Genomic DNA, 25597 nt, shown 5'->3' with positions numbered 1-25597 from the left:
CACCCAACCCGTTGCCACGGCCCCCACCGTCAGTCCCGCCGATCAAAAATTTGCGGACTACCTGGGCCGATCGCTAGAAGCCATTGAACAAAAGACCGCCCAAGCCCCAGCTGCCAATCAACCCCTCGCCAATTTAGGGGTGCAGAATCCCGCTGTGTCAAAGGTGGTCGTGCCTGCAACCCCCAATGGTGTAGTGGGTTCTACGTCGGGTGTCCTTTTGCCGAAACCAAGAGTTGCAACGGGAACGGCTCCTGGTGCACCGGGCCTGCCCACGGCTCCCAATGCAGCGCCTGATGCCACTCGCAATGAGTTAAACCAAGTCCTCGATCGCTTAACTGCCCTAGTTAATCGCTTTGCCCCCAATGGAGCCCCCGTCGGCTCATCGGTCGCATCCGTAGGAGCTGTTGGTGCATCGGCTAATCGCGCCGCCGCCACCCCCCAAACTCGTCCTGCTGCTCCAGTGCCTCAACGGGAATTTATCGGAGCCGCTGGCGGCACGGGCGGAATTTTCCGATCGAACGGTGTCACGCAAACCGTTGGCATTGGTGAAAACATTGGCTCTAGCGGTTGGACGCTGGTGGATACTAATGGTGCAGTGGCCACCATTCGCCGCAATGGAGAAGTCCGCACGATCGCCGTCGGTGAAAAGTTCTAGACAAAACGGGATCAATAGCAACCTCGGTCAAGCAACCTCTTTGGTTGTAGGCATGGCACGATCGTCAATAAAATGGCGCGATCGTGTGATTGCCGCGATCGGAAAATCTGGTGATAAAGCAGATTGCCCCCCTGGTGAGGCTTTAGTCACGAACCGCTTGCGGAAAGTGCCAAACTAGAGGTAGTAGTTAATCCAAATAAAACTTAGGATTAGCCAAAGGCGATCATCATACCTCGTTCAGGTGAGAACCCTATGGCTACAACAGCAAGACTGAAGCTCAAACAGATTGTCCTTGGGGATGACGAGATAGACGTTTTGCAGCTTCCCGATGGATCGTACCTGTTTAGTTTGGCAAGCATGGCTAAAGTCCTAGGCATAGCTAAGTCCCATCTTCTGGCATCTCTCCATTCATATCTCGTGAATGATGATGTGGAGCGTCCACTCTTACAAGAAGTTGTGGTGAGAGTGAAGGGAGAAGAGAACCCAAAACAACTATGGGCCATTGCTCCAGAAGGACTAGTGGTTGTCTTGCAGGGACAGGTTATGCAAGGAAATCAAAAGGCGCTGTCTTTGATGCCCCATTTAGTTTCTGTATCTATTAATCAGTATTTTGATACGGCTTTAAAAGAACTGCCCGAAGCTGGCAGTACTAACGATCCAGTCTGGCAAGCGTACTTGGAGTCTGAACAAGAGAGGGAGGAGGTCTATCGCCGTCTTGCAAACTCCTAGATTTATTGAAAAAAAGATGGTGTTGGCAATCCATGGGCGTCAGCTTGAAAAATTTAGTGGTACACCAGGCTTAAGGAACTCTGGACTTCTGGATTCCGCTGCGGTGATGGATACTTTCTGCGAGTAAATGGTTATGTGCTCACCCTAACGAATGATCAGGCGTATGATTTAGTACTACAAATTGTAGGAAGAGATTTAGATAAAGCAGGTTTGATAATTGAGCTGGCTAAGGCTGTGCGATCGGCCTGAAAAGAATATAGCCTCTGCCTTCCTATCCCAAAGGATCCTCTACCATTACAGCTAGCCCATTCTCAGTGCATAACAGGTTAGCGATCGCACCTTTCAAGGAACACTAACTGGCAGGAACTCAGTGAATGTTCCGCATTCTCTCTCTCTTGAGGGCAATAATATGGTGTTTCCAGGCTGGGAAGTGACTCGCCTCATCCCACCCGATGTCATATTCGGGTTAATGACAGGCCAGTATAAGCAGTATGGGGGTGTAATTCGTTGGGCAGCCGGAACCGAAAATGCGGGGCAAATTGTGCGCCATCTGCTCCCGGCCAGCTCTCAATTCCTCAATTTTGTCCCAGGGCTCAACTTCATCCCTGGCATTATCAATAGTATGCAGATGGCTGATCTAAAGGATGCAGTGAAAGATAACACTGCCCTGCTGACACAACTCTCAACCCAAGTGGGTAGCCTCTCTCAGACGACGCAACAAGTGCTCCAAATCGCCACAGGGACTGCTGTTCTATCTGGTTTAGGGTTAGTGGTGAGTACTGTTGGATTTGTCGCAATCAACAATAAACTGAATAAGATTGACGACAAGCTCAAAAGCATTCAGAAAGATATTCAAGACATCCAGCATTTTTTGGCTAGCAGTGAACGAGCCAAGTTATTTGCTGCATTGGATGCCTTGATGAAACTAGACAAGACTCCCCATGAGCATCGATCGGCAATTTTACTCAACTCACGGTCAACCCTGACTGAAATCAACATGCGGTATCGGGAGTTGTTGTTGCATGCGACGACGCTGGAAACTGCGATGGCCTATGAGGAATATTTTGTGCTGACTGCGTTGGCTCAAATTCGTTGCACAGCCGAATTAAAAATGTTCGATGTTGTCCAACACGAAGGCCAAGAAGCCAATCAGTTTTGGCAAACTCAGGGACGACGCATTGCTAAAGACATTTTGATTGGTGAGTATCCAGAGCGATTCTTAGCCAGTGATTTTGTTGATGCCGTTACAGTTGCAGAGTTAGTAAGTTGGCTAGATTTTGCAAACGAAGAAGCCAAGAACTATAGCTGGATTGACGACCTGCGGCGCAAGGTGGACGAGTCCTGGTACTCGAAAGGGTGGATCCCTGTGATCCACGGTGGTTCAGGGTTAAACAAGAATATTGGCGTTGGGTTGGAAAAAGAACATACCATGATCATGCCATCTCTCCGAAAGCTGGTTGCCCGCAGCAATGTCTTTGAGGGCTATGTGGCACAATACGATATGCTTGTCGCTCATCACTTGACCCCAACTGAGTTTGAACAACAAGTGACAGCACTCCCAGAAGCTGATGCGATCGAGGGATACTTCATCCTAGAACCCGCAAAGACAGCAAGTGTTGAGAATCTATCAGTTCCCCAAGTTCTAGCTCTGTCAAATTAAATCAGCGGCTATAAATATGCTGGGAAGAATTTTCTTTCCAGCGATATTTTTAAACCTTAATCAAGTTATTCGGGAATGCCTTAAAGCCGATGATGAGATTTGAACTCACGACCGCTCGATTACGAATCGAGTGCTCTACCACTGAGCTACATCGGCAACCAAAAAGCTGTGTACCATCATAGCAAAAAAATGACTGAATGCAAGCCCATTTTTTAAAATGGATGTCCAGCTCTGGTTTGCGGTTTCTCTCTGGTTGACTGCGGGGAACCCCGATCGCCTGAAAAAGTCTGCCCTGCTCAGCCTTAAATTTTGCAGACCACCTCTCCCGATCGCTGGGTGAATTTTAGATTTTCGCGATAGTCTACGGGGCAGTCGATTACAGCAGGCACCGACTGCGCTAAAGCATCCTTGAGAATCGGGATAAAATCGGCAGTTGCAGTCACCCGATAGCCCTTGAGCCCCATGCTTTCCGCGAATTTGACAAAGTCGGGATTCCCAAATTGGGTAAACATTGCTTCCCCAAAATAATTATGCTGCTTCCAGTCAATCAGGCCATAGCCGCCGTCATTAAAAATCAGGGTGACAAAATTAGTCCCAATGCGTAAAGCGGTTTCCAATTCCTGACAGTTCATCATAAATCCCCCATCCCCGGACACCGCAACTACTTTGCGATCGGGATAGACCAACTTCGCCGCGATCGCCCCTGGAATGGCAATGCCCATTGCTGCAAACCCATTGGAGATCAGGCATGTGTTGGGTTTTTCGCAGTGGTAATGCCGTGCCATCCACATTTTGTGGGCACCCACGTCGGAAATCACAATATCGTCTGCGCCCAGGACTTGACGCAGGTCATAGATGATTTTTTGGGGCTTAATGGGAAATTCCGTATCTTGGGCGTAATATTCGTAGTCTGCAACAATGTCTTGGCGGAGTTCTAATCCGTAGGGAGCGGGTTTATCCTGACGATCGACCCGTTGGAGAATCTCCTCCAGAGAATCAGAAATGTCACCAATGACTTCGGCAATGGGAATATAACTGCTATCGACTTCAGCGGGAGTTGCATCAATGTGAATGATGGGAATATTGCTCTCGGGATTCCATTTTTTAGGCGAGTATTCGACAAGATCATAGCCAATGCAAATCACGAGATCCGATCGTTCAAACCCGCAGGTAATGAAGTCACGGGACTGCAACCCCACCGACCATAACGTGAGGGGAGATGTATAGGGAATAACGCCTTTCCCCATAAAGGTATTCGCCACCGGAATGTTCAACTGTTGCGCAAACTCTGTAACGGCTCCACTGGCCCCCGCGCGAATTGCCCCATTCCCTACTAGAATAATGGGATTTTCGGCTTGAGAAATGGCCGCTGCCGCCGTTTCAATACTGTGAAAGGAGGCAAAGGTTTTTTCGAGGCCGTGCTGTTGTAAGGGATGGCCTGGGGCGGCCATGGCTGCGATATTTTCGGGCAGATCAATATGCACCGCGCCCGGTTTTTCCGCTTGGGCCAACTTGAAGGCTCGCCGTACCACTTCTGGGGTGATGCCGGGACGGACAATTTGGGCATTCCACTTCGTGACCGGGGCAAACATGGCGACGAGATCGAGATACTGGTGGGACTCAATATGCATGCGATCGGTGCCCACCTGTCCAGTGATGGCAACTAAGGGAGCCCGATCGAGATTGGCATCGGCGACCCCGGTCATCAAATTGGTGGCACCGGGGCCAAGGGTAGACAGGCACACCCCCGCCTTGCCCGTTAAGCGACCATAGACATCGGCCATAAATGCCGCCCCTTGCTCATGGCGGACGGTGATGAATTGAATACTGGAATGCTTGAGGGCTTGGAGAACATGTAGGTTTTCCTCACCGGGCAGACCAAAGATGTATTCTACACCTTCATTTTCTAAGCATTTAACCAGGAGTTCAGCGGTATTAAGTTCAACCATAACCGATCGTGATGTGTAGTCTTATAGATTTAATTAATGGGGCAATTGCTAGGTTAATTGCTGGATCAATTCAATTACATGCTGCGAAAGATGTTGTGTTTGCTGTTGTTGAAATAATCTCACTTTTGGATTGTTTCGTATCAGCAAACTGCTTTCAGAAATTGCTAAGAACGCGGTAGGACCGGGAAAACGGGTAGTTCAGGGGGATGGGAGTACCCAGGGCCATTATTTAATCCAGCATTATTTAATCCAGATTGTTTTGATATTGACAAATTCCAGCAACCCTTCGCGCCCCAGTTCCCGGCCAAGACCCGATCGCTTAATGCCACCAAAGGGCAGGCGGGGATCGGACTTGACCATGCCGTTGATAAATACCGATCCGGATTGGAGTTCTTGGATGAATTGGGCTTGTTCCGTGAGGTCGTTTGTCCAAGCGCTGGCCCCTAGGCCAAATTGGGTGGAGTTTGCCAAGTCGATCGCCCCCTCCAAATCCATGACACGGAACAGCAGCGCAACTGGGCCAAAAAATTCTTCGGTGCGACCGGGGCTGTTGTGGGGAATGTCAGTCAAGAGTGTGGGTGCGTAGAAGTCACCGGGCCGATCGAGGGGATGGCCACCGATCACGACCGTTGCGCCCCGCAGTACCGTTTCCCGCACCTGGCGATCGAGATCCTGCAAAATTTGCGACGTAGCCAGGGGGCCGATATCGGTTTCAGGCAGGAGCGGATCACCCACCTGAAGGGCGGCAAATTTTTCCGTCAGTTTTTGGGTGAAGGCATCGGCGATCGCTTCATGGATAATAAAGCGTTTGGCGGCGATGCAGGATTGGCCGTTATTTAACATGCGGGAGGTGACGGCGGCGGCAGCAGCAGCCTCTAAATCCGCAGTGGGCATGACGATGAAGGGATCACTGCCGCCCAATTCCAGTACCACTTTTTTGAGATTTTGCCCAGCGGCTATTGCTAAACTGATGCCTGCGGGTTCGCTCCCGGTTAAGGTGGCGGCGGCAATGCGGGGATCGGCCATCAAGGGTGCGACCCGATCGGCCCCAATCAGTAGGGTTTGGAACACGCCCTCTGGGAAGCCCGCTTCTAAGAGGATTTGTTCGATCGCCAAGGCGGATTGGGGCACGTTGGAGGCATGTTTCAGTAGGCCCACATTGCCGACCATCAGTGCCGGAGCCGCGAACCGAAAGACTTGCCAGAAGGGGAAGTTCCACGGCATCACGGCCAAAATTGCCCCGAGGGGTTGGTAGATAACGTAGCTTTCAGTGGCATCGGTGGCGATCGGGCTGGGTTGCAGGAAGGTTTCTGCGTGATCGGCATAGAAGCGACAGACCCAGGCGCATTTTTCCACTTCGGCGATCGCGGCTTTGAGCGGTTTGCCCATTTCCACGGTCATGAGTCGCCCGTACTGGTCTTTGTGGGCTTCTAGGCGATCGGCGGCTTGCTGGAGCCAGTGGGCGCGTTGAGCGATGGGAATTTGTTGGTAATGGCGAAAGGCTTGCTCTGCTTTTTTGAGTTTGGCTTCTAATGCTTGGTCTGTAATGGGTTCAAAGGTTTTGATAATTTCTCCGGTGGATGGGTTAACTGTGGCGATCCCCATTGCCGCCTCCTTAAAAAAGTGAATATGGCCGATCGTGAGTGATGGTCTGTGGGTGGGTTGGATTGTGACAGTAGATGACGATGCTGAATCGGTAATCCGGGCTGTGTTTCCACTGTACTGCTCAATTGGGTGGCCTTGGTTAAGAAATGGCGTGGATTCAACAAAGTTTGCAATTAGCAAGACTTCTACAAGACTCGCGATCGTGAATAATACTCTCCTTAAGGTTGATTCGCGAGATACACCTAATCGACGTTGCGACTAATACTGCGGGGATTCAGGGCGATCGAACACGCGCGATCGACGTTGTGATTAATACTGTAAGGAATATTTGACTAACGCAAAGGTGAATGCTGTAATGGTTTGCTCGTCTGCGTTACGGGTGAGGATCCCCCCTAGCCCCCCTTAAAAAAGGGGGAACCGGAGAAAACACTTTCAAAGTCCCCCTTTTGAAGGGGGATTTAGGGGGATCGAACACGCGCGATCGACGTTATGACCAATACTGCAATGCATCTCGGGGATTACTAGGGAGATTGTGGTTGGGATTGGATAAATGCAGCGATTGAGTTATCACATCACGGTGCGGTGTAATAATCGAGAGTTTCGATTAACTCGGTTGGAATGTCGGGAGATTTTGCTCTATGCGCTGTCGCAGTGTCGGAAGAAATATGGCTTTAAGCTGTATGGGTTGTGCATTATGAGTAACCATGTGCATTATCTGCTGGAACCGCAACAGGCGGAGGATTTGCCGAAGATTATGCATTGGTTGAATTGGTACACGGCCATGTGTTTTAACCGGATGCTGAACCGGACGGGGCACTTTTGGGAGAAGCGGTACCATGCGACGGGGTTTGCGAATACGGAGACGCGGCGGGCGTTGAATACGTTGCGCTATATCCATGGCAACCCGAAGGCGGCGAATGTGCAGCAGGGGTTTTTCTATGATTTTAGTAATTACGGAACCTATGATCGGTTGACGGATGATGGGTTGACGCAGTGGCACCCGGCGTTTTTGGCGTTGGGGGTGACGCTGGAACTGTGTGCGGAGGCGTATCGCAAGTTTTGCAAGCAGTATAAACCGCAGCCGAAATCGGAGAAGCGGAACCGTTGGGGCAGTAAACTACTGGCACGGATCCGTAGCCGAAGTAAACCCAAGAAGGTAAGTCCCGGTCAAAGGTCTCTGTGGGAGGAGTGGGACGCGCCGCTGGAGGAAATTCGGGAAGTGGCGGAGAAATTTGTCTTGGCGAATTGTTTTGATCCGGTCTATGCCAGTGAGCAATACAATTATTCTTCCAGCAAGGCTTTAAAATCGAAATCGCAGGATAACAGGTAACGGATCGCGCAAAGGGGCATTGTTATGTAGAAATTACCGCAGTTACAAAACTTTAGAAATCTCTAGGACTGGCTCGTGCTACAGTTCACAAGTCTCTGCGCGAGAGAAGAAACCCACATCACAAATGTCATCGAAGCGAGGTAAATTTCCGATGGGAGAATGTTGAGGATTTTTCTTCAAGTCAGAGTAGCTCAACCAGTCGCCGTCCTTGCGCCAGCCGACGCGATCGCCAAAGTCTTCCCACTCCTTACTGTAATCCATTGGGCTACCACATTCCTGCCAGATTTTCTTCTGCACAGAGAATCCAAACTTGCCCTGGCTGTAATCTACCCACAGCCTATCGATAGCCAGTAACGCCTCGCAGGAAAAGTTTTTTAGGTCTTCAACCTCGAACCATTGACCCTCTTCCTTACCCACAGAGGGATCCGTAATCATCAGCCGATAGGTTTCTTTGTCCGCTGCTTCCCACTCGCCCGCCTTCAGCAGTTCCTCCAGCTTGGCATAGCGTGAATCTTGAGTGACTACATTCAGTTGATTCAACACTGCTGCGATATCCAGACTCACCTTCTCTGGTCGTGGATATTCCCTCACGCATAGCCCCGCCAATTCCGCTGCCTCGCTCCCCATCTCACAAGCCTTCCGAATGACTGAATCAAGCCATGCCGGACTGAGTTGTGCCGTATACAACAGCACCGTCTCCCGCCACACCGCCTCATTCCAGTTTTGCAACACTAACTGGGCGTTTGCCTGCCTCACCTGAAGATCCTGCGCCTGCGCTAGTCGAGTAGCTGCAAAAAAGCCCTGGAAACTCAAATGCGGAAACTCATATTCCCCCGGTTCTCGCTCCACCAGCAATTCACTGACATCCACAATCTGTTTGAGAAACTCTGCTGCATCAACATCCTCTTCTTGCAGAATGGATTGCTGGGTCAAAAATTTTAGCAATGCCTCTCGCTTTGCCTTAAATTGCTTTGCCTTCACCAACGCCAACGCCACCATCTGCAAAATACCCTGACTTTTTTCAAACCGCAGGAGCATTTTAATCAACCTAGCCTTGGGGCGATCTTCAAGCTGAAGTTTGCAGATACCCTGATAGAGTTCAAGACGCTGGCGAGGGAGTTCCGCTGCCGGATCAAAGCGATGAAACGTCACTAGCATATTTAACAGCAACGGATTTTCTGCCATATAGCCCAACTCTACCCGTCGCTGATTGAGTTGCTGAATCAAATTCTCAGCCCGTTCTATTGCCACAGTCTTAGCATGGCGTGCTTGCTTTTCCTTCCGAAAACACTGTTCCTGACAGAGGTACCAGCGATGGATAAAATCATTCTGCTGCTTGAGCGTGAACTTATTCACAAAAATCGGAATCGCAGGCCGCCGCGCTACATAATCCTTGAATCCCGCAGGCCGCGAAGTCACAATAAACACCGACTCCCCATACTCCTGCATTTGTGCCGTAATCCAACGGCTGACCTCCGGGCGTTTCTCCTCTGGAATTTCATCAAACCCATCAAACATCACCAGTGCAGGAGCCGATCCTCGCCCCGCCAAAAGTGTTTCTGCCCATTGAGCAGGGGGTTGTAACGGTTGATTCTTAGACAAACTGGGAACATGCACTTCTGTAATTAATTTTGGCAAACTGGGCGGCTGAGATTGCGTGAGGTGCTCTGTTAAATCTCGTAGCCGCAGCAGAACAGGAATCAACTTGGGAGCACGGTATTTCCGATATTTGCGTTGGCCATAGATGAGTGCAACATGGCGCAGCAACGTGGTTTTGCCCATGCCTCCCTTGGCTTGAATGCTCATCTGACGGAATTTCCGATCCTTGCGCGATCGCGCAAGCAAATGCCAAATACTTAAATTTTCCGATCGTAGTACTGCATCCTTCTGTAACTGAGCAATGTCCCGAGGATTATCAAAACTAGCCCAGGCTCCGCTTAAATCTAACGGTACAAACACTTCTTCCAACAGCGGAATTGCCGTGCGATCGGGATTAAACCCTTCCGCCACAAACTCCTCACATAACCGCGCCTGCTGCCGTAAATACTGCCCCTCAAAGTCCGAACGGAGTCTTGACCAACCATTGCCCAGCCCTTGCTCTACTCCCGCGATCGCCCAATCTAGCAACTGATCTAATTTCGGAGCTAGCTTTTTGCCAACCTTGATCGCGATCAAAATCCCAACGGCTCCCGCCCAACACCATCCCGCCTCAACCCATTGCCCTTCTTTTGCCTTCGTAATGCCCACAAAGCTCAACGCCCCCGGCACTCCAAACGTCACTAACTTGGTGTCCAGTAACTCAAACACCTTCTCGATCGTGGTCGGCAAATATTTTGAGGATTCTTCTTCCGGCATAGGGCAGCAAATGGTTCGATCGACACTTTTCCCCTAGTCTACCGATTCCCTCCCGACTGTTCCAGAATTTCCCCATGGGATTGCGTCAAAGCTGCTGCTGCACCCACCGCCGAAAACTAACCTCTGCGGCAACTTCATCCAAAAGCGCCGTTTCTAAAAATTGATAGAAATCGTTCTTTTCCACCAGGGGAAACGTGGGAGAGCGATCGCGCACTTCATACTCCCCCTCCACCAAACACAAAATCTGCCATTCCTGCCCATTAAACCGCCAAAACTCCGGGACCCCCATGCTGGCATAAAGCTGATTTTTGTTGATATCAGTGTGGGTAATATCCACTTCCACCACCAAATCCGGTGCCGGATCATGGCTTAAATCAATTTCGTGATCTGCAACCAACGCATAATTTTGAATGTAATAACCATTGTCAGGCTCAGCACTTTTAAACAGATCTTCGCGATCGAGGGTCGTCGATCCCATCGTTTTCATTTTCATTCCTAACTCCACCACCAAAATGCGAATGAAGAGTTCAATCAGCCTTGCAGAGCGCTCATGTTCTTCCAGCGGCATGGTGATTTCTAACGTTCCGTTGCTATAGGTAAACCGGGCTTGGGTGCGCTCAGTCAGCAATTGCCGGATTTGCCTAAACGCAGGCCAATCCAGATCGCGAAAGGTAACGCGCTTTTCACCAACTATTTTTTGAGGGGACGCTCCGATCGCCATGGAAATGACCTCACTTCAACGCAGATTCTCCACCGATCACAGTCAAGCAAGTGATCGCATTTCCGTCGATCGCGGCTGTTTGATCCCCCTAAATCCCCCTACCCTGCGGGAAGCATAGCTACAAAAGGGGGACTTTGAATATATTTTCTCCAGTTCCCCCCTTTTGAAGGGGGGCTAGGGGGGATCCTGCGCGATCGACGCTTTTCCCCTAGTCTACCGATTCCACTCCAACTGTTCCAGAATTCCCCCGATCGACATTACAAACTATCTCGGTACGGTTGACAGAGTTGGCCTTTCTTCGTAGTGTTGTTACTCATAGCTGAGTAAAGCCGTGTTGAATAGCCCGATCTAATTCAGCTTAAGACCCCGAAAATTGAAGCGCTGCCCTAGTTGCGACCAACAACGTAAGGCAGCTAAACCCCGAAGCTGAGCGTGGCAGCTAGGCGGTCTGACACGGATTTTAACATTCGATCGGGCCACCCTACTTGTCCTGCGCAAAAGGGTGGCTTTAATTTTTGGGATTTCCTCCCCCCCTCAACATTCAGGAGAAATCCCATGTTTATTGGCTTTGATAATGCCGATCGCGTCAGCGATGCGGAACGTAGACCGTTTCGTTTTTATTTATTTGGTACTCGCGAAGAAGTGCAGGCAGCAATTAACCAACTACATGTTTTGCGATTTTCCGACCGAGTGCGCTGGAGTCCGCCCATGCCCGTCCCCGGTTCCGACTGGCAATACGTCAGCCTGATGGAGCGCGATCGGGCAACGGAGTAATCGCCAAAAACCCGGTTTTTCAGAAAAACCGGGTTTTTGGATCGGTGCGATCGGATACGAGGGATGAGTGATACAACTAAAGGGCGATCTGGTGATTCACTCCACAAACTCGAAAAACTCCCCAAGCATTACCGAGGCGTTTATGAGACAACAGGCAAAAACTTCGGGCCTTTCCGTACAGGCGATCGCCGGTTCCTACGTCGTCCTCCTGGGAATGAACATGCCAAAAAGCGCAGTCAAGGGCGTCCTCGGCTTCGCGATCGAACGCATTGACCACACCGAAGATGAACGCTACTGGCTCAAGGGCTTTAAAACCTTTGCAGAAACCGACCCCGGCGTTCCCACGGGGAGCTTAGTGTCTAGCCTAGAACATCCCATCCAAGCCTTTCTCTGGGGAGATTTCACCGCCAAACCCAACCATCACTACACCTACCGCGTCGTAGCCATGCGGGGCAAACCCAAAAAACTAGAACCCGCCGAAACCATTGAACTGGCCATCCAAACGGAGGACGAAGCCCAGGGAACCCATACGGTGTACTTCAATCGAGGCGTCGCGGGATCCCAAGCCTATGCCCGTAAATTTAAAAACAAGAAACCCGATCAAGTAGCCAATGATGCAGCCTGGAAATGGTTATCGCGGGGGCTAGTGGAAGCGCTGCTAGCCTTTATCGCCCAGGCAAAAGGTTCCCGCTATAGCCTCCGGGCAGCGCTCTATGAATTTCACTATCTCCCCGTTTTGCAAGCCTTTGGAACCGCCGCTAAATCTGGCGCAGATGTCAAAATTGTCTATGACGCCAAGGAAAATCGGGGGAATTATCCCAACAAAGCCAATCGAGCCGCGATCGATCAAGCGGATATTGAAGATTTGACGATTCCCCGACAGGCCAATACCAGCTACATCGCCCATAACAAATTCATTGTGCTGCTGAAAGATGGGCAGCCCGTGCAAGTCTGGACAGGCTCGACGAATATCACCGATGGCGGACTCTACGGCCATTCCAACGTCGGCCATGTGGTGCGGGATGCGAAGATTGCCAGCCAGTTTCTAGATTATTGGACTGCCCTCAGCCAAGACACTCCCGCAAAATCGTTGCGTCCCTTAAACAACGATCGCACCCCCGTCCCCCAGAAAAAGCTCAAATCCGGTGAAATGCATCCGATCTTCAGCCCCCGATCGTCCCTAGAAGCTTTGGATTGGTATGCCCAACAAATGGATACCGCAAAATCCGCTATCTTCTTCACCGCAGCCTTTGGCGTGAACGATCAACTGGAATCGATTCTCTCCCAGGACAAAGATTATCTACGCTATATCCTGTTGGAAAAAGACGGAGGAGACATAGAAAGTTTACGCCGAGATCAAGATAATCGCATCGCAGTAGGGAGCGTGATGAAAGACAATCGCGACCAGGACGATAAACCATCGGGCGAAATCCTCGATCGCTGGAACTACGAAAAAACAACGGGTCTCAATACCCACGTTCGATTTATCCATACGAAATATCTGTTGGTTGATCCCTTGGGTAAAAATCCCCTAGTGGTCACAGGTTCCGCCAACTTCAGCGAAGCCTCCACCCGCAACAACGACGAAAATATGCTGCTCATCCAAGGCGACACGCGGGTTGCAGATATCTATCTAGGTGAATTCATGCGATTGTTTAACCACTTCTACACCCGTTATTGGATGCAAGTGAATCGCACCGCAGAAACAGTGTCCTCTCGCTATCTAGTCCCCAATGATTCTTGGACAACGGAGTACTATGTCAAGGATTCCCCTAAGGCGAAGGAACGCCTGTATTTTTCTGGGAAATAGCCGACTCAGGAACCTAACTGGTTCGTGCTGCACCCTCTCCGTGGCCATCAATCACGAGGGATTTTTGCAATTGCGCGATCGCCGTGAGAGACTGCTGGTGGCTGGTGGAGTTGCCCTGGGCTCCAAACAGGCGAGCCGCTTCTTTCAGATCCCGAATTGCACTGATGCGATCGCCCAATTTGGTTCTCGCCATGCCGCGATAGAAATAGGCGGAGGCTTCCTGGTCGTTGAGCCGAATCACTTCACTGAAATCTTCCACCGCGCCCATCTTGTTCCCCATTTGGAACCGCACCAGACCCCGTTGGAAATAGGCTGGCGTGCAGTTGAAATCCGCATGGATGGCGTAGCTATAATCTTCGATCGCGCCCATGGGATTGCCCAATTCCGCCCGAATCACACCGCGATTGCAATAGGCCAAACTGTTGCACGGGTTAATTAAAATTGCTCGATTCAAATCCGCGATCGCCCCTTCCTTATTGCCCAACTCATAGCGCACGAGGCCACGATTGTTATAGGCAACATCGTGATCGGCATTCATTTGAATGACCTGGGTGTAATCCAAAATTGCACCCTGTTTATCATCTAATTCGTATCGAGTTAAGGCGCGATTGAAATAAGCCTCGATATCATTTTCAGCCAGCACAGGATTTTCAAAGCGATCGATCAACCCTTGCATTACTTCCGCTGCAGTGGTGCGCAGTCCAACGGCCACCTTGGGGAACACCACACTGCGAGTTGAGATCGGGTGAAATCCCAGCAGCGCATACTGGCGATCGCACACTAGGAAGTTTTCATCCGTTCCTAAAACCTTAAAGCGGAATTGTTGAGGATATTTCCGTTTGAGTTGGGTTAGTTGGCTCAACGTGTTTTGCAAGAACGACTTATCCGCCGGATTGGCTGTGGGCCGCTGGTGAATGTAGCGGGGCAAATGGCTATGTTGGGCGTCGTTGAGATAGCCCCAGCCAATATCAAGTTTGCCGCCGCGCTCTAGGAATGCCCGAAACTGATGTAGTAAAGCACTGTCAAAGAACGTCCGATCGGGGTAGGGGAAAACAATAATTAAACGGGACTGGGCCGTTTCCAATGCTGTTTCAATCAAAGCCCGACTGTTGGAGGTTTGCGTTTGACCGGCCTCTGCTTTGGCCTGCACATCAAATACCAATTCGTAATCTAGTTTGGGTAAGGACTCCTGAAGGGTTTGATCGCTGACCGCTACCAGTTGACTACCCAATTCTTCCAACTGCGCTTCTTGGTGATCCATGCGATCGGCCAAATGTCTCATCTGATTTTGCAGTGCGCTGAAATCTAAAATTTCCGGGAGCCGACTCACCCAGCCCCCCATATTTTTTTGCTGGTGGTCTAACTGATGGGTAAACCGATGTAGGCGATGGAGTTCTTGCTGGATCGGGTCGAGTTGCTGGGCCACCAGAATATCCAGTTGGCTTTTTAACTGTACCAAATCTGCTTCTGAGGCCGTATTGTCCAGTTGCTGTTCAATCGCCGCGATCGCGGTTTTCAACTCTTCAAGCGCCTGCAATTGGGCAGGATTGGTCTGACGGGATTGTTGAGCGTCGTATTCGTTACTCCGCACGATCGCGGTTAACGTCATCACCTGCTGGCGCAGAATTTTGCTGGTGACGCGCAACGGCCCGACATTTTCATCCAATTTGACCTGTTGTAGCCGCAGTTGGGTGATTTCCTCCACCAAGCGCATCCATTCCCGCCGAGGCACCAAATCAGTTACAAATTGCAGAAGGCTGTCCACATCTTGCTTCAGGGTGGCGGTATCGATCGGATTCGGCATCGTATTGAACCGCCGACTCAGATAGTCGATCTGACCTTGGAGGATTTTGAGGGTGCTGGGTTTGTAGGCTTTGGCGATTTCATTGACATCGCTGCGCAGGGAGTCCACGTTGACTTGCAATTGCAGAACATCTTTTTGGGACTCTTGCAGATGCTCTACGGTCACGGTTCGGTTGAGTCCAGCGGTCACTCGATCGATCGCCGCCATCAACCGGGTTTGCTCGGCTTGCAAATCTTCCACTGTTTGTTTGACTTCGCCAACATTGTGACCTTCTAGGATATCGAGGCGATAGGACAACTGTTCATGCAGGGTGTTGAGGTTGGCACGATTTTTCTGCATCATGGTTTTGCGCAGGTTGGCCAAGTCCCAAAAGGTGGGAAGTCCTTGAATCCGGCGATCGAGAATTTCCAACTGTTTGTTGAGTCGTTGGTCAACTTGAACAATACTGCTGGCAGTCTGATCCTGGATCTGTTGATCAAGACGATGGCGATTGACCACATTCAGCAGCATTAAAAATGAAATCGGTGCAGCACTGTAGGCAAGTTGTTGGGTCGCGATCGCTGCGATCGAGCCTAACCCCGATCCGGCTAGCAATGCATATTCGGTAACATCTAGCCACTTTTCGTTTTTCATTTTGCCTGCCCCTGATGGATGGAACTTCCTTTTTAACTTGAGGTCAATCATGGTCGTTGCAGCCTCGTTTCAGTGTTATTCAAGCGGGGGTATGGTTTCGTTACCCTGTCCCGGAGTCAAAACACCCACTTCACACTGAGAATGCTTCTCCCTCCTTTACACCCATTTTTCTGATTCATCAGGACTGCTTCATAAGATCCCAAGATTTACTGATTGTTTGGGCATTGCTATTTCCGACTCATCTTCGCTACAGTTGGCTCAGAGCCGTTAATACTTATGGGAAGTGCGATATGAAAGGTGTTCGCGCACTGATTTTTGATGTCGATGGAACTTTGGCAGAAACAGAGCGCGACGGTCATCGCTTAGCGTTTAACCGGGCTTTTGTGGCGGCAGGGCTGGATTGGGTTTGGTCGGTGGAACTCTACGGGCAATTGCTGGAGATCGCAGGCGGCAAGGAACGCATTGCCCACTACATGCAGCACTATCAGCCCAATTTTGTCCCTGAGATCGATCGCACGGAATTTATCGCAGGCTTACATCGATCGAAAAGTCGCTTCTATCAGCAATTACTACAGGGTGGCGAAATTAAATTGCGGCCCGGTGTGCGTCGTCTCATCCAGGAAGCGCGGGAAAGTGGGGTGCGGCTGGCGATCGCGACGACCAGTTCCCTCGAAAATGTAATCCCGTTGTTGGAAACAGCGTTGGAACCGGACAGCCCCAGTTGGTTTGATGTGATTGCCGCTGGCGATATCGTCCCCCGCAAAAAACCGGCTCCCGATATTTACCAGTACGTCTTGGAAACCCTAGCCCTGGCTCCGGAGGACTGCTTGGTCTTGGAAGACTCCCAGCAGGGGCTGCGGGCGGCGGTGGCGGCTGGTTTGCAGACCGTGGTGACCTGTAACGATTACACACGGGATCATGAGTTAACAACCGCAAAATTAGTCGTGAATTGTTTGGGAGACGTGGACAACCCCTTCCAAGTGCTCCAAGGGGATTTACCCGAGAAATCTCCCAACGCGCAGTTCTTTGACCTTGCCCTAGCGAATGCCTTGGCGGCTTAGGGCTGGCTAATCTAGGATTGGTCAATGAACGCCTACGAGATTATCTACGCTACGGTGCGCCGGATTCCCTACGGCAAAGTTGCCACCTACGGACAGATCGCAGAACTCAGCAATTTACCCCGCCGTGCTCGCCTGGTGGGGTATGCGTTGTTTCGGGTAGCACCGGAGGCGGATGTGCCCTGGCATCGGGTGATTAACGCCCAAGGCACCATTTCAGAATCCCCCTTTCGGCAGGGCAATGATTATTTGCAACGATCGCTGCTGGAAGCGGAAGGCGTCGAGTTTAGTGCCACGGGTCGGGTCGATCTACGGAAATATCGTTGGCAACCGGAGCCCGATCAGCCGAGCGTAGATGAACCGATCGTTTAAATGGTGAGATTCACTGAAAAATCAAAACCCGATTCATCCACCCGTCTACCCACCGACCCATTCCCCCTCCAGGCTTTTATTCCTACGCCCTCAGCCTAACGATTCCTAGGCTTCGCCGTTAAACACCTGTAATAACTCGCGGCAGAAGGTCTTAAGGTTTTCCTGGGCATCGTCGGCAGGATGGGCATTGCCTTCAAACGTCCAACTTTCGATCGTGGACATCCACCATTGTTTACCCGCGTGGCTAAACCCTGCCAATTCCACGCCGATCGATCGCTTCACCCCAGAATCGGGATCCTTGTAGAAGCGGATCTGAACCAGAACGCTGCGGCACTGGAACCGCCGACTCCAGCCCGGAAAGTGAAATCCAATGTCGATCGAGTCTGGATCCATTTGCTCGCGGGTGTCAGGATCATTGGCCCAGGGCTTCAAATCCGACTTGGCATCGGGAAACGATCGCTTAAAACAGTTCACCACCGTCGCAATTTTGCTTGCTGTTTCCAGGTTGGTTGCCAGTTCTGCCGCATTCACGCCGCCCACTCCTCGAAAAATGATCTGTCGAAAATGATCTGTGCTGGCTGTGCTGTAGCCTACACTTTACGTCCGTAACTGCATCATATGCAACTCTTCGGGGAGAATGTCGTACTGATTGATACGGTCGTGGGGGGCTGGATAGAAAATTAGCTGATTGCTGAAAAGCTTCACCAGAGAAGCTGTTGATAGCGTTGAGGGGGGGCGATCGAAAAATAGCGAAAAAAATCTAAAAAAATGTTGACACAATCCCAGGAGTACCTGCTAATATTATTTGTGTAGTTGCGCGATGGGGCGTCGCCAAGCGGTAAGGCACCGGGTTTTGGTCCCGGCATTCCTAGGTTCGAATCCTAGCGCCCCAGTTTAAGGATAATTCTTCTTGAAGAGCTTGCATTTTTACAGCCAAGGCTGGTTGTAGAAAATCTCATTTCTTCATAGGAGCTAGTCACTCTTACTCAGTCTTGAGGCTTTTATGAGCCTTAGGAAATTTCTAGATCCTACTAAAACAGTGGGAGCGTGAAGTTTGAGAATAGTTGAACATTGAAATCTGTATCCTTCAAAGTATTCACTAGCCGTTGATCTTGAGTTAGTAAGGGAACTTGTTTCTGCTGTGACAAGGCAACATAGCAAGCATCGTAGGCAGAAATGCCATAAATAACGCTAAGAGATAGAGCTACTGGAACGAGATCTGCGGTGGGCGTTGAGGTAAAACGGAGTAATTGAAGATCGGCGATGTTTGCTTGAGCTTCCGCATCGTTATATAACCTAGCACGAATATATTTCCAGAGGATATTTGTACATTCGACATAAAATAAATCTGGAATATGCAGACGAGCCTCGGGATTATCAAGATGCGCAAATAGCTGGTCTACTTTTGGTGTCAGTGGTTCGACAATAAATTTCTTAATACCCACACTGGCATCAACCACGCACCTGAGGGCATTAGTCATCGAATTCGATCTTCCTGAAGTAGGGTAAGCGTATCGGGCAAGTTATGTTGTGCAGGGGAGAAAGTTCTACGTTGTTCAATCCTTTGTAGGATTTCTGCTTGAGAAGATTGTGCTTCTGTTGGGGCTATCCCCTTAGTTTGTAAGGCAATGAGGTCTTGTTGTAAGGCAATGAAGTCTTGTTGTAAATCTTCCGAACCATAATGAATGGGAATTTTACGACTACCTAACATCTGTTGAAACTCTAGTGGATTCATACCTGCAAACTGACTGGCTGCACCCAAGGTAATTTTTTTCTGTTGGAATAGTAAAATGGCGATTTCTAGTTTGAGGTCGGTCTCGGAAATATGCGCCATTCGAAGAAAGTCATCAGAAATGATTAGACTCATAGCTTGAACCTTCTATTTTGACTGATTTAAATTATAGAGAATCGGAATGGCTACTAGATTCTCGTAGAACGTAGCCAACGCTGCGTACCGTATGGATTAGGCGTTCCTCCTGTTGTTCTTCTAGCTTGAGCCGTAGGTACCGAATGTAGACCTCGATGATGTTGGAATCGCCCATAAAGTCGTAGCCCCAGACATTCTCCAGGATTTGGTTGCGGGTGTAGACCTGCCGGGGATGGCGCATCAGGTATTCCAACAGGTCAAATTCCTTCGCGGTGAGTTCGATCGCCCGATCGCCTCGCTTGACTTGCCGGGTACGTCGATTGAGCACTAAATTGTCAAATTGCAGAACATCCGGATCATCTTCCTGGGTGCGCCGTAGATGGGCTCGCACGCGCGCTAACAATTCCTCAATACTAAACGGCTTCACGACATAGTCATCAGCTCCGGCATCCAGCCCAGCCACCCGATCGTTGATATCATCCCGTGCCGTTAAGAGAATCACCGGAACCTTGATCCCTGTACTCCGGAGCCGACGGCAAATTTCGATTCCGGTCATCCCAGGTAACATCCAGTCTAAAATCACGAGATCCAATGTTTCATTGCGGGCTAGGGTCATTCCGGTCATCCCTTCGTGGGCGACGCTGGTTTGGTAGCCTTCGCTATCCAGTTCTAATTGAATGAACCGCGCTAACTTTTCCTCATCTTCAACCAAGAGGATATGGGGAATAGGTTTACTGTGCATAGAGCTACCTTACTGAAGAATTGGGAGACTGCCCCCGAAGATCATCGAGTAACTGTTGCAGAATTTCGATCGTATGTTGGGTTTCTGCCGTGGCAATTTCCAGGGCTTCCCGTTGATCTAAGGTGAGGTTGGGGCTGCGCCGTAGCAGACTTTGCAAATAGCCGTAGACGATCGTCAGGGGCGTGCGGAGTTCGTGGGAAACATGGTTGGTAAAATTCCGTTGACGGTGACGAACCTTGATAAACCAACGAACACTAAAGCTAAAAATCACAATACAAATTAGCCCAAGGGCAAACATAGAGCCAATTTCTAGCGTCTGGGCATAGTGATGAAAATCATTCATACCCAACATAATCATAGGCACACCTGAAGTTGCCTCTGCTGGATTCATTGCTTTTTGCATTAATTGTTCCATCATGAGATGGTTCCAATAACGAATCCCTAACAATCCGATCGTGAAAATGCAAGACAGCAATAGCAAGAGTTGTAGAAATAGAGATGAAAGTGACGAAGGGTTTATCCAACGGGACAAGAACCTAAGGGGCCTTCTCCAGTTGGGCATGACAGGTATGGGCATGGATGAGGTGTAATATCTGAGTCATAAATCTATTGAACGCTAGAAACCTGAATTTTTCCTGAGAAATTGCTAGAAACCAGCCAAGGATTTCTCAAAAGGATTTCTCGACTTAATCGAGCGTTTGTCCATTGTTCCAATAGCAGCTTGATCTGTTCAAAACTCTCAAGGGGGAGCATTTTTTATGCAATGGGTGCAGTTGGCAGGGGAAATTGGATGGTGACCCAAGTGCCTTGATCTGCATTGGAAGTGATGGAAAATAGAGCACCGTGGGCATCGAGAATCCGTTTGGAAATGGCGAGTCCTAGGCCCGTGCCACCGGACTTTGTGGAGAAGAAGGGTTGCGTTAGTTTAGCTAACACGTCAGGTGGAATGGGGGGGCCGGGATTATGTATCTGGATCTGCTGGGTGCGAGTGATCGGATCACTACTGAGCCGACAGGTGACAATTCCATTCGTTTCTGTGGCTTCGCAGGCATTGCGGATCACATTAATCAAAACCTGTTTAATTTTGTCCACATCCGCCAGTTGAAACAAATGGGGAACTTCTGCCACCAGTTCGATCGATCTGCCTTCTGCTTCGGGCATTTCTTGCAACGCGGGTAGCATGCCCTTGAGTAACGCCACGAGATCTAACTGAACGAGTTGTAGGGTTTGGGGTTTAGCGTAGAGTAAAATCTCGCTCAACAAATTTTCTAGCCGTTGAGATTCACCCAGGGCTAGCCCGAGTCGTTCGTGATAGGCAGGGGTCAGGTCTAACTTTTTAAAGGCATTTAAGCCCATTTTGACCGTAGTCAGGGGGTTGCGAATTTCATGGACAATAATAGCTGCAAATTCCCCGATCGCTGCCAACCGCTCCTGCTCCATCAGCTTGGCTTGGGCTTCCCGTAGTTCCTGGGTACGAATTTCCACTTCCGCTTCCAGCCGCTCGTTAAACTCCAATTGTTGTCTATAAAGAAAATAGTTGTCGATCGCCGTTGCGGCCCGTTCTGCAAACAGTTCCGAAACCTTAACTTCCCGTTGGGTAAATTGGCGTGGGGTATGGTGAAAGGAGCAAATTGTCCCAATCACGAGGTTTTGTGCCGTTCGCAAAGGGACACCCAAATAGGAACGATAGCCCTCGGGAGCCTCGCCAAATTCAGGATGCTGATCGGTATCTTCCACCACAAGGGGGCATCCCCGTTCGATGACAGTGCCCGTGAGTGTGCCGTGCACTTCATAGACATGATCGCCTTCACCCATGTCAACACTGCTGGCAAGGACGCGCTCATAGCCATCTTTGCACAGGGTCACGACTGACCAATCCAGATGGAGCAAACTGCTGACACCCAGGGTAATTTCCTGCAAATAGTTCGTCAGTTCACCCGATCGATAACTCAGTGCAGAAATGTATTCCAAAACCTGCTGGTAATGCTGAATTTCTTGGGAATTAAGAGAAGTCATGGGAAGACATGGGAAGACGTGGGAAGGCAAACACGGCGACCATGGCTTCTATCTTATTTTCAGGAATGGGAGCGGAATATTAATTTTTACTGAGTAAGCGATAGACGGTTGCTGAGAAGTGGACAGATTGTTGTGGAATCTTGAGGTGATGACTAAAAGCCTCGGAAATTGGCAATGCCCATCATTTCATCAATCCAATTAATGGGTCGATCGTGTTTACGGTTCTGCTGCAATAAATCCCACAGGCTTATACAAATGCTGATTAATACAATGCTCCCGCCCACGAATTGTGCAGTTGTGGGGGTTTCGCCCAAAATTAAAAAGGCCATGGCGATCGCGGCGATCGGTTCCAAGAGGTGCGCTAACGTAATTTCTGCGGCTGAGGCGTCCTTTAAACCTTTGAACCAAGCCAGTTGGCCACCTACCACAATGACTGCACTGTATAGCAGCATCCATTGCCATAAAAAAGGTGAAAATGCATCAATAAAATGCTGACTACCGTATAGTGTCTGTGCAATGACAAAGAAAATAAGCATGCCTAAAAAGGTTCTAACTAGATTGAAAACACTAATAGAAATATTTTGGAGACTATTTTTACTAATGTTACTCGCGATCGCAAGGATGATAGCGGCAACGGTTACGAACAAAATTCCTAGATCGAACTGAAATGCCATCGTATAACTCAGTACAGCGATGACGACAATGCCTGCAAATCCTACGATCGCGCTTAAGCCTGTCCATCGCTGTACCTTACTCCGGAAAAATAGTACACCTATGACGAGAGAAATGGGAGGCTCTAAACGGCTAAATAGCACGACATTTGTTACGCTGGTATTATCCAATGCGGCGAAAATGAGGGCGGGGGCTAGGGCACCGGAAAGAAGGCCGACCGTGCCTAACTGAATCCAATCCTGCCGGGTTAGCTGACTAAAAGTATGGCGGTTCCACTGTCGGCTGAATAGGCAAGCCATTAAAATTAAAGCGCACAGGTTGCCGACAAAAAGTACATTGCAAAGGGAAATTGGATTTCTGCCATTCACTAAATGCTGCTCACCTAGCAATGTGATCCGACGAGTTATAGAACTTGATGCGGCAAAGATCAGCGCGGCAATCCAAAGATAAATACGATAATGCATTAAAAAACGAAGATTTTTCATGCTGGGTTAGATCCATGTTTCGAATTAAGGGAAGTATTTTATTGAAAACAAGTTTATAGGTAATAAATGGATGTTAAACCATCTGCTAGTGATGGATTGGTTCATTATCGCGAGACGACTGGGCAGAAATATGAGCGATCGATAGCAGTTGTCTGAAGGTGTAATTATCTGTTTCTTAAGCGGATTGCAGTTTAAACTCAGGAAATTCTCAGTTTTGGATGCAAGCGGCAAATAACAGTTTTTCTCAGAGATTTCTCAGATGAACTCAGCTAACGTTTATCAGTTCATCAGCGAGATACAGGCTGCGCCCGAAACAATAGCAATCAGTTCCACCAGTCCACACACACAGCACTGGTTTACACGGCACTATTTCACACAGCATTCTCACGACCATCCATCAAGTAATACGCAACAAGGAACAACACCATGATGAAACTCAACCAAAACCTAAACCATTGGGCCATGTTAGGTGCAGTGTCTGCAATGCTGACGATCGCGGCTCCGGCGGTTTACGCTTCAGCCCCTGTCCTGCTGCCACCGGGTTGGCAATCCTCCGCGATCGCCGCTAAGCCTGAGGGGGCAGTGATGAAGACAGGAAAATTTGTGGCAGCGGAAAAAGCTACCACCGGGACGGCCCGAATTGTGCAGGAGAAAGGCCATTACTACTTAGAGCTAGATAGCGCATTCAGTACCAGTGAACTGGGCCCCGATCTACATGTTTTGCTGGATTCCCAAAGCAAGCCGCCCCAATCCTATGTCGCGATGAATGGCTATATCAATCTCGGTAAACTTCACAGTTACAGCGGCATGCAACGCTACCCAATTCCCGATGCCATCAATGTTTCGAAGGTTAAATCTGTAGTGATTTGGTGCCGGATGGCCAATGCAACCTTTGGGTATGCATCGCTGTAAGTTTGCTTAATTAACCCTTGGCAAATCGATCTTTGACGCATCAGAATTTGGCCAAGGGAAACTTTGTACAACGGTATAAATGGGTACCGATACCAGGTAAACTAAGAATCTTACTAGCTGCTCAGCCCCCTCTCTATGAAAGAGTTGGGGCTCTTTATTGTTTTTAGCCAATCAACCCACTTTAGGGTAGTCCAAGGAGAACTTTGATGAGGGGAAGGGAGATCTGAAAACATTCAGCGAGTTTACTGGCATCGGATAGGCTGCTGGTAATTCCTTTGAGAGCATTCACTGCCATGGAACAGAGCTTTGTGGTTCGGTTCTCAGCAGTTTTCTTACCCTCTTCTGCGAGCGTGGCAACTGCATCTAAAGCGTCTTTTTTTTGCTCGTCTGGGAGATCGGCTTCAGCTTCGATCTCGGTTTGCAAATTCTGTAATAGGTTTCCTAGATCCTGTTGTGCTGCAACGGACGAATTGTTGAGTTGCTGCACTAGGTTAGTTACGGTTCCGCTGATCTCCCCTAGGTTAAGGGTGCCAGAAACATCTCCATGCACGTTAACCCGAGTTCCGCTGGATAGATCCACATCCCGACCGGCGTTAATGTTTTGACTTTCCATCAGATGGCTGACCTCATCCACAACATAAATTCGATTGCCTTCTCCTCCAATTGTGAAATTTCCCGCAGATCGTTGCATGAATCGTTGTAGAACTTCATTAAGGGTTTGATTGAGCCGTAAGATTTCGCTTTCTTTGGCAGAGATGGCAAGCTGGTAACGGGCTTCAAACAGCGTGCGTAGGTCTTCATAGGTCTCATTGACATGCTGTTCCACTTGCTGCGGAGAAATGCCTGCTTTATGGCCGACTTTGACAATCCAGACATCCCCCCGTTGCTCCACACCTTGTAGTTCTAGTCCCAGTCCCTCATCTTCTAGACGGAATTTCTCAAAGGCAAAACTTAAGGCAAGGGGATCAAGCCGATCGCGCACGACGAATTCAAAGGACGTATCGATGCGTTGTAGCATGGCTTCAAATTCCGCCGGTTCAAAGTTGCGATCGATCGGATAGCGATCGCCGGGACGGTTCTGCTCAAAGCTGCGGTAGATGTAGTCGCAGGTGATCCCAGTAAATTGCGTCTGCCGATTAAAGCTCCAGTCCTTGATGCAGCAACCCGTTAAGTCTGCGCCGGAGAAGTCTACATCAGTAACGATCGTGCGGATAAAGATGGCTCGCCGTAAGTCAGCATTGCGTAGGTCAGCACCATCGAGGTTGGCTTCGGTGAAGTCGATGTCCCGTAGGTCGGCTTCTTGGAGATAGGCTCCCCGCAGGATTGTGTGCTGAAAGTTGGTTTCGCGGGTATGGCCCAGGGTCAGTAATTCCTGCACTTTGGGTTGGTCTAAATCCAGATAGCGGCTATCAACCCGCGCATACTCCAAACCCTCGACTCCTTTAAGA

Annotated in this window: 23 protein-coding genes and 2 tRNA genes; 11 read left to right on the top strand and 14 right to left on the bottom strand. The window is 49.6% G+C overall.

What is annotated here, in order from left to right; translation table 11 throughout:
• From ACN4EG_RS17370 to ACN4EG_RS17355, 4 genes are all read left to right on the top strand, one after another.
• Window positions 1–655, top strand: a 655-nt coding sequence (locus ACN4EG_RS17370) for a hypothetical protein (RefSeq protein ID WP_431631321.1), incomplete at its 5' end; no start/stop codon positions are given.
• Window positions 615–833: a hypothetical protein gene (locus ACN4EG_RS17365; protein ID WP_431631319.1), complete on the top strand. Its 219-nt coding sequence runs from the start codon at window positions 615–617 to the stop codon at window positions 831–833. The genes ACN4EG_RS17370 and ACN4EG_RS17365, both read left to right, overlap by 41 nt.
• A 74-nt stretch (window positions 834–907) precedes the next feature.
• Window positions 908–1384 carry a hypothetical protein gene (locus ACN4EG_RS17360; protein WP_431631318.1) on the top strand — a complete coding sequence of 159 codons (477 nt, stop codon included), beginning with the start codon at window positions 908–910 and terminating at the stop codon, window positions 1382–1384.
• A gap of 409 nt (window positions 1385–1793) precedes the next feature.
• The gene (locus ACN4EG_RS17355; protein WP_431631317.1) at window positions 1794–3044 is read left to right on the top strand and encodes a hypothetical protein; all 1251 of its coding nucleotides are present in this window, start codon (window positions 1794–1796) and stop codon (window positions 3042–3044) included.
• 84 nt (window positions 3045–3128) lie between these two features.
• Here the strand turns inward: ACN4EG_RS17355 and ACN4EG_RS17350 are convergent.
• The 3 genes from ACN4EG_RS17350 to ACN4EG_RS17340 form a co-directional block, all read right to left on the bottom strand.
• A tRNA-Thr gene (locus ACN4EG_RS17350) sits at window positions 3129–3200 on the bottom strand.
• Window positions 3201–3346: 146 nt separating this feature from the next.
• Complete coding sequence (locus ACN4EG_RS17345) at window positions 3347–4993, bottom strand: acetolactate synthase large subunit (RefSeq protein WP_431631315.1); 1647 nt, start codon at window positions 4991–4993, stop codon at window positions 3347–3349.
• 240 nt (window positions 4994–5233) lie between these two features.
• The gene (locus ACN4EG_RS17340; RefSeq protein WP_431631314.1) at window positions 5234–6598 is read right to left on the bottom strand and encodes an NAD-dependent succinate-semialdehyde dehydrogenase; all 1365 of its coding nucleotides are present in this window, start codon (window positions 6596–6598) and stop codon (window positions 5234–5236) included.
• Window positions 6599–7148: 550 nt separating this feature from the next.
• On the opposite strand from ACN4EG_RS17340, the gene ACN4EG_RS17335 reads away from it, so the two are divergent.
• Complete coding sequence (locus ACN4EG_RS17335) at window positions 7149–7928, top strand: transposase (protein WP_431631313.1); 780 nt, start codon at window positions 7149–7151, stop codon at window positions 7926–7928.
• Between the two features lie 78 nt (window positions 7929–8006).
• Here the strand turns inward: ACN4EG_RS17335 and ACN4EG_RS17330 are convergent, their stop codons facing one another.
• Both ACN4EG_RS17330 and ACN4EG_RS17325 read right to left on the bottom strand, forming a co-directional pair.
• Entirely contained in the window at window positions 8007–10283 is a 2277-nt protein-coding gene (locus ACN4EG_RS17330; RefSeq protein WP_431631311.1) for a GUN4 domain-containing protein, read from the bottom strand.
• An 85-nt stretch (window positions 10284–10368) separates the two neighbouring features.
• Complete coding sequence (locus tag ACN4EG_RS17325; protein WP_431631309.1) at window positions 10369–11004, bottom strand: Uma2 family endonuclease; 636 nt, start codon at window positions 11002–11004, stop codon at window positions 10369–10371.
• Window positions 11005–11559: 555 nt separating this feature from the next.
• On the opposite strand from ACN4EG_RS17325, the gene ACN4EG_RS17320 reads away from it, so the two are divergent.
• Together ACN4EG_RS17320 and ACN4EG_RS17315 are read left to right on the top strand one after the other, a co-directional pair.
• Complete coding sequence (locus ACN4EG_RS17320; RefSeq protein WP_431631308.1) at window positions 11560–11778, top strand: hypothetical protein; 219 nt, start codon at window positions 11560–11562, stop codon at window positions 11776–11778.
• Between the two features lie 142 nt (window positions 11779–11920).
• The gene (locus tag ACN4EG_RS17315; protein WP_431631306.1) at window positions 11921–13588 is read left to right on the top strand and encodes a phospholipase D-like domain-containing protein; all 1668 of its coding nucleotides are present in this window, start codon (window positions 11921–11923) and stop codon (window positions 13586–13588) included.
• Between the two features lie 13 nt (window positions 13589–13601).
• Here the strand turns inward: ACN4EG_RS17315 and ACN4EG_RS17310 are convergent, their stop codons facing one another.
• A complete protein-coding gene (locus ACN4EG_RS17310; protein WP_431631305.1) occupies window positions 13602–16025 on the bottom strand; it encodes a hypothetical protein in 2424 nt (807 codons plus the stop codon).
• Between the two features lie 290 nt (window positions 16026–16315).
• On the opposite strand from ACN4EG_RS17310, the gene ACN4EG_RS17305 reads away from it, so the two are divergent.
• Window positions 16316–17086, top strand: coding sequence for an HAD family hydrolase (locus tag ACN4EG_RS17305; protein ID WP_431631303.1), 771 nt, complete (start codon window positions 16316–16318; stop codon window positions 17084–17086).
• 24 nt (window positions 17087–17110) lie between these two features.
• Window positions 17111–17455 (top strand): MGMT family protein, encoded by a 345-nt coding sequence (locus ACN4EG_RS17300; protein WP_431631301.1) that lies wholly within the window; start codon window positions 17111–17113, stop codon window positions 17453–17455.
• A gap of 105 nt (window positions 17456–17560) precedes the next feature.
• On the opposite strand, the gene ACN4EG_RS17295 is transcribed toward ACN4EG_RS17300, so the two are convergent.
• Complete coding sequence (locus ACN4EG_RS17295; protein WP_431631300.1) at window positions 17561–17986, bottom strand: hypothetical protein; 426 nt, start codon at window positions 17984–17986, stop codon at window positions 17561–17563.
• 290 nt (window positions 17987–18276) lie between these two features.
• Between ACN4EG_RS17295 and ACN4EG_RS17290 the strand changes: the two genes are divergently transcribed.
• Window positions 18277–18348: transfer RNA gene (locus ACN4EG_RS17290), tRNA-Gln, on the top strand.
• A gap of 138 nt (window positions 18349–18486) precedes the next feature.
• Here the strand turns inward: ACN4EG_RS17290 and ACN4EG_RS17285 are convergent.
• The 6 genes from ACN4EG_RS17285 to ACN4EG_RS17260 form a co-directional block, all read right to left on the bottom strand.
• Window positions 18487–18936, bottom strand: a complete 450-nt coding sequence (locus tag ACN4EG_RS17285; protein ID WP_431631297.1) for a type II toxin-antitoxin system VapC family toxin — start codon at window positions 18934–18936, stop codon at window positions 18487–18489.
• The gene (locus ACN4EG_RS17280; RefSeq protein ID WP_431631295.1) at window positions 18933–19322 is read right to left on the bottom strand and encodes a UPF0175 family protein; all 390 of its coding nucleotides are present in this window, start codon (window positions 19320–19322) and stop codon (window positions 18933–18935) included. The genes ACN4EG_RS17285 and ACN4EG_RS17280 overlap by 4 nt, the downstream gene beginning before the upstream one ends.
• A gap of 31 nt (window positions 19323–19353) precedes the next feature.
• A complete protein-coding gene (locus tag ACN4EG_RS17275; RefSeq protein ID WP_431631293.1) occupies window positions 19354–20064 on the bottom strand; it encodes a response regulator transcription factor in 711 nt (236 codons plus the stop codon).
• A gap of 4 nt (window positions 20065–20068) precedes the next feature.
• On the bottom strand, window positions 20069–20482 hold the full coding sequence (locus ACN4EG_RS17270; protein ID WP_431631292.1) for a histidine kinase dimerization/phospho-acceptor domain-containing protein: 414 nt from the start codon (window positions 20480–20482) through the stop codon (window positions 20069–20071).
• 338 nt (window positions 20483–20820) lie between these two features.
• Window positions 20821–22080, bottom strand: a complete 1260-nt coding sequence (locus ACN4EG_RS17265) for an ATP-binding protein (protein ID WP_431631290.1) — start codon at window positions 22078–22080, stop codon at window positions 20821–20823.
• Window positions 22081–22232: 152 nt separating this feature from the next.
• Entirely contained in the window at window positions 22233–23237 is a 1005-nt protein-coding gene (locus tag ACN4EG_RS17260) for a DMT family transporter (RefSeq protein ID WP_431631288.1), read from the bottom strand.
• Between the two features lie 426 nt (window positions 23238–23663).
• Here ACN4EG_RS17260 and ACN4EG_RS17255 point away from each other — a divergent pair, with 426 nt between their 5' ends.
• Complete coding sequence (locus tag ACN4EG_RS17255) at window positions 23664–24149, top strand: DM13 domain-containing protein (protein WP_431631286.1); 486 nt, start codon at window positions 23664–23666, stop codon at window positions 24147–24149.
• 181 nt (window positions 24150–24330) lie between these two features.
• Here ACN4EG_RS17255 and ACN4EG_RS17250 read toward each other — a convergent pair whose 3' ends face one another.
• A complete protein-coding gene (locus tag ACN4EG_RS17250) occupies window positions 24331–25578 on the bottom strand; it encodes a pentapeptide repeat-containing protein (RefSeq protein ID WP_431631322.1) in 1248 nt (415 codons plus the stop codon).
• Window positions 25579–25597: the final 19 nt, after the last annotated feature.

It is taken from the genome of Alkalinema pantanalense CENA528, assembly GCF_050753345.1.
Classification (GTDB): domain Bacteria; phylum Cyanobacteriota; class Cyanobacteriia; order Leptolyngbyales; family Leptolyngbyaceae; genus Alkalinema; species Alkalinema pantanalense.
This window is presented reverse-complemented; position numbering and strand designations above follow the sequence as displayed.

What these genes read in the sequence shown, in the direction of transcription:
- ACN4EG_RS17300 (WP_431631301.1), top strand. Translation starts at nt 17,111, where the DNA reads ATGAACGCCTACGAGATTATCTACGCTACGGTGCGCCGGATTCCCTAC.
- ACN4EG_RS17365 (WP_431631319.1), top strand. Translation starts at nt 615, where the DNA reads ATGGAGAAGTCCGCACGATCGCCGTCGGTGAAAAGTTCTAGACAAAAC.
- ACN4EG_RS17285 (WP_431631297.1), bottom strand. Translation starts at nt 18,936, where the DNA reads ATGACTAATGCCCTCAGGTGCGTGGTTGATGCCAGTGTGGGTATTAAG.
- ACN4EG_RS17345 (WP_431631315.1), bottom strand. Translation starts at nt 4,993, where the DNA reads ATGGTTGAACTTAATACCGCTGAACTCCTGGTTAAATGCTTAGAAAAT.
- ACN4EG_RS17270 (WP_431631292.1), bottom strand. Translation starts at nt 20,482, where the DNA reads ATGATGGAACAATTAATGCAAAAAGCAATGAATCCAGCAGAGGCAACT.
- ACN4EG_RS17330 (WP_431631311.1), bottom strand. Translation starts at nt 10,283, where the DNA reads ATGCCGGAAGAAGAATCCTCAAAATATTTGCCGACCACGATCGAGAAG.
- ACN4EG_RS17260 (WP_431631288.1), bottom strand. Translation starts at nt 23,237, where the DNA reads ATGAAAAATCTTCGTTTTTTAATGCATTATCGTATTTATCTTTGGATT.
- ACN4EG_RS17335 (WP_431631313.1), top strand. Translation starts at nt 7,149, where the DNA reads ATGCAGCGATTGAGTTATCACATCACGGTGCGGTGTAATAATCGAGAG.
- ACN4EG_RS17265 (WP_431631290.1), bottom strand. Translation starts at nt 22,080, where the DNA reads ATGACTTCTCTTAATTCCCAAGAAATTCAGCATTACCAGCAGGTTTTG.
- ACN4EG_RS17310 (WP_431631305.1), bottom strand. Translation starts at nt 16,025, where the DNA reads ATGAAAAACGAAAAGTGGCTAGATGTTACCGAATATGCATTGCTAGCC.
- ACN4EG_RS17280 (WP_431631295.1), bottom strand. Translation starts at nt 19,322, where the DNA reads ATGAGTCTAATCATTTCTGATGACTTTCTTCGAATGGCGCATATTTCC.
- ACN4EG_RS17305 (WP_431631303.1), top strand. Translation starts at nt 16,316, where the DNA reads ATGAAAGGTGTTCGCGCACTGATTTTTGATGTCGATGGAACTTTGGCA.
- ACN4EG_RS17360 (WP_431631318.1), top strand. Translation starts at nt 908, where the DNA reads ATGGCTACAACAGCAAGACTGAAGCTCAAACAGATTGTCCTTGGGGAT.
- ACN4EG_RS17325 (WP_431631309.1), bottom strand. Translation starts at nt 11,004, where the DNA reads ATGGCGATCGGAGCGTCCCCTCAAAAAATAGTTGGTGAAAAGCGCGTT.
- ACN4EG_RS17315 (WP_431631306.1), top strand. Translation starts at nt 11,921, where the DNA reads ATGAGACAACAGGCAAAAACTTCGGGCCTTTCCGTACAGGCGATCGCC.
- ACN4EG_RS17255 (WP_431631286.1), top strand. Translation starts at nt 23,664, where the DNA reads ATGATGAAACTCAACCAAAACCTAAACCATTGGGCCATGTTAGGTGCA.
- ACN4EG_RS17320 (WP_431631308.1), top strand. Translation starts at nt 11,560, where the DNA reads ATGTTTATTGGCTTTGATAATGCCGATCGCGTCAGCGATGCGGAACGT.
- ACN4EG_RS17275 (WP_431631293.1), bottom strand. Translation starts at nt 20,064, where the DNA reads ATGCACAGTAAACCTATTCCCCATATCCTCTTGGTTGAAGATGAGGAA.
- ACN4EG_RS17355 (WP_431631317.1), top strand. Translation starts at nt 1,794, where the DNA reads ATGGTGTTTCCAGGCTGGGAAGTGACTCGCCTCATCCCACCCGATGTC.
- ACN4EG_RS17340 (WP_431631314.1), bottom strand. Translation starts at nt 6,598, where the DNA reads ATGGGGATCGCCACAGTTAACCCATCCACCGGAGAAATTATCAAAACC.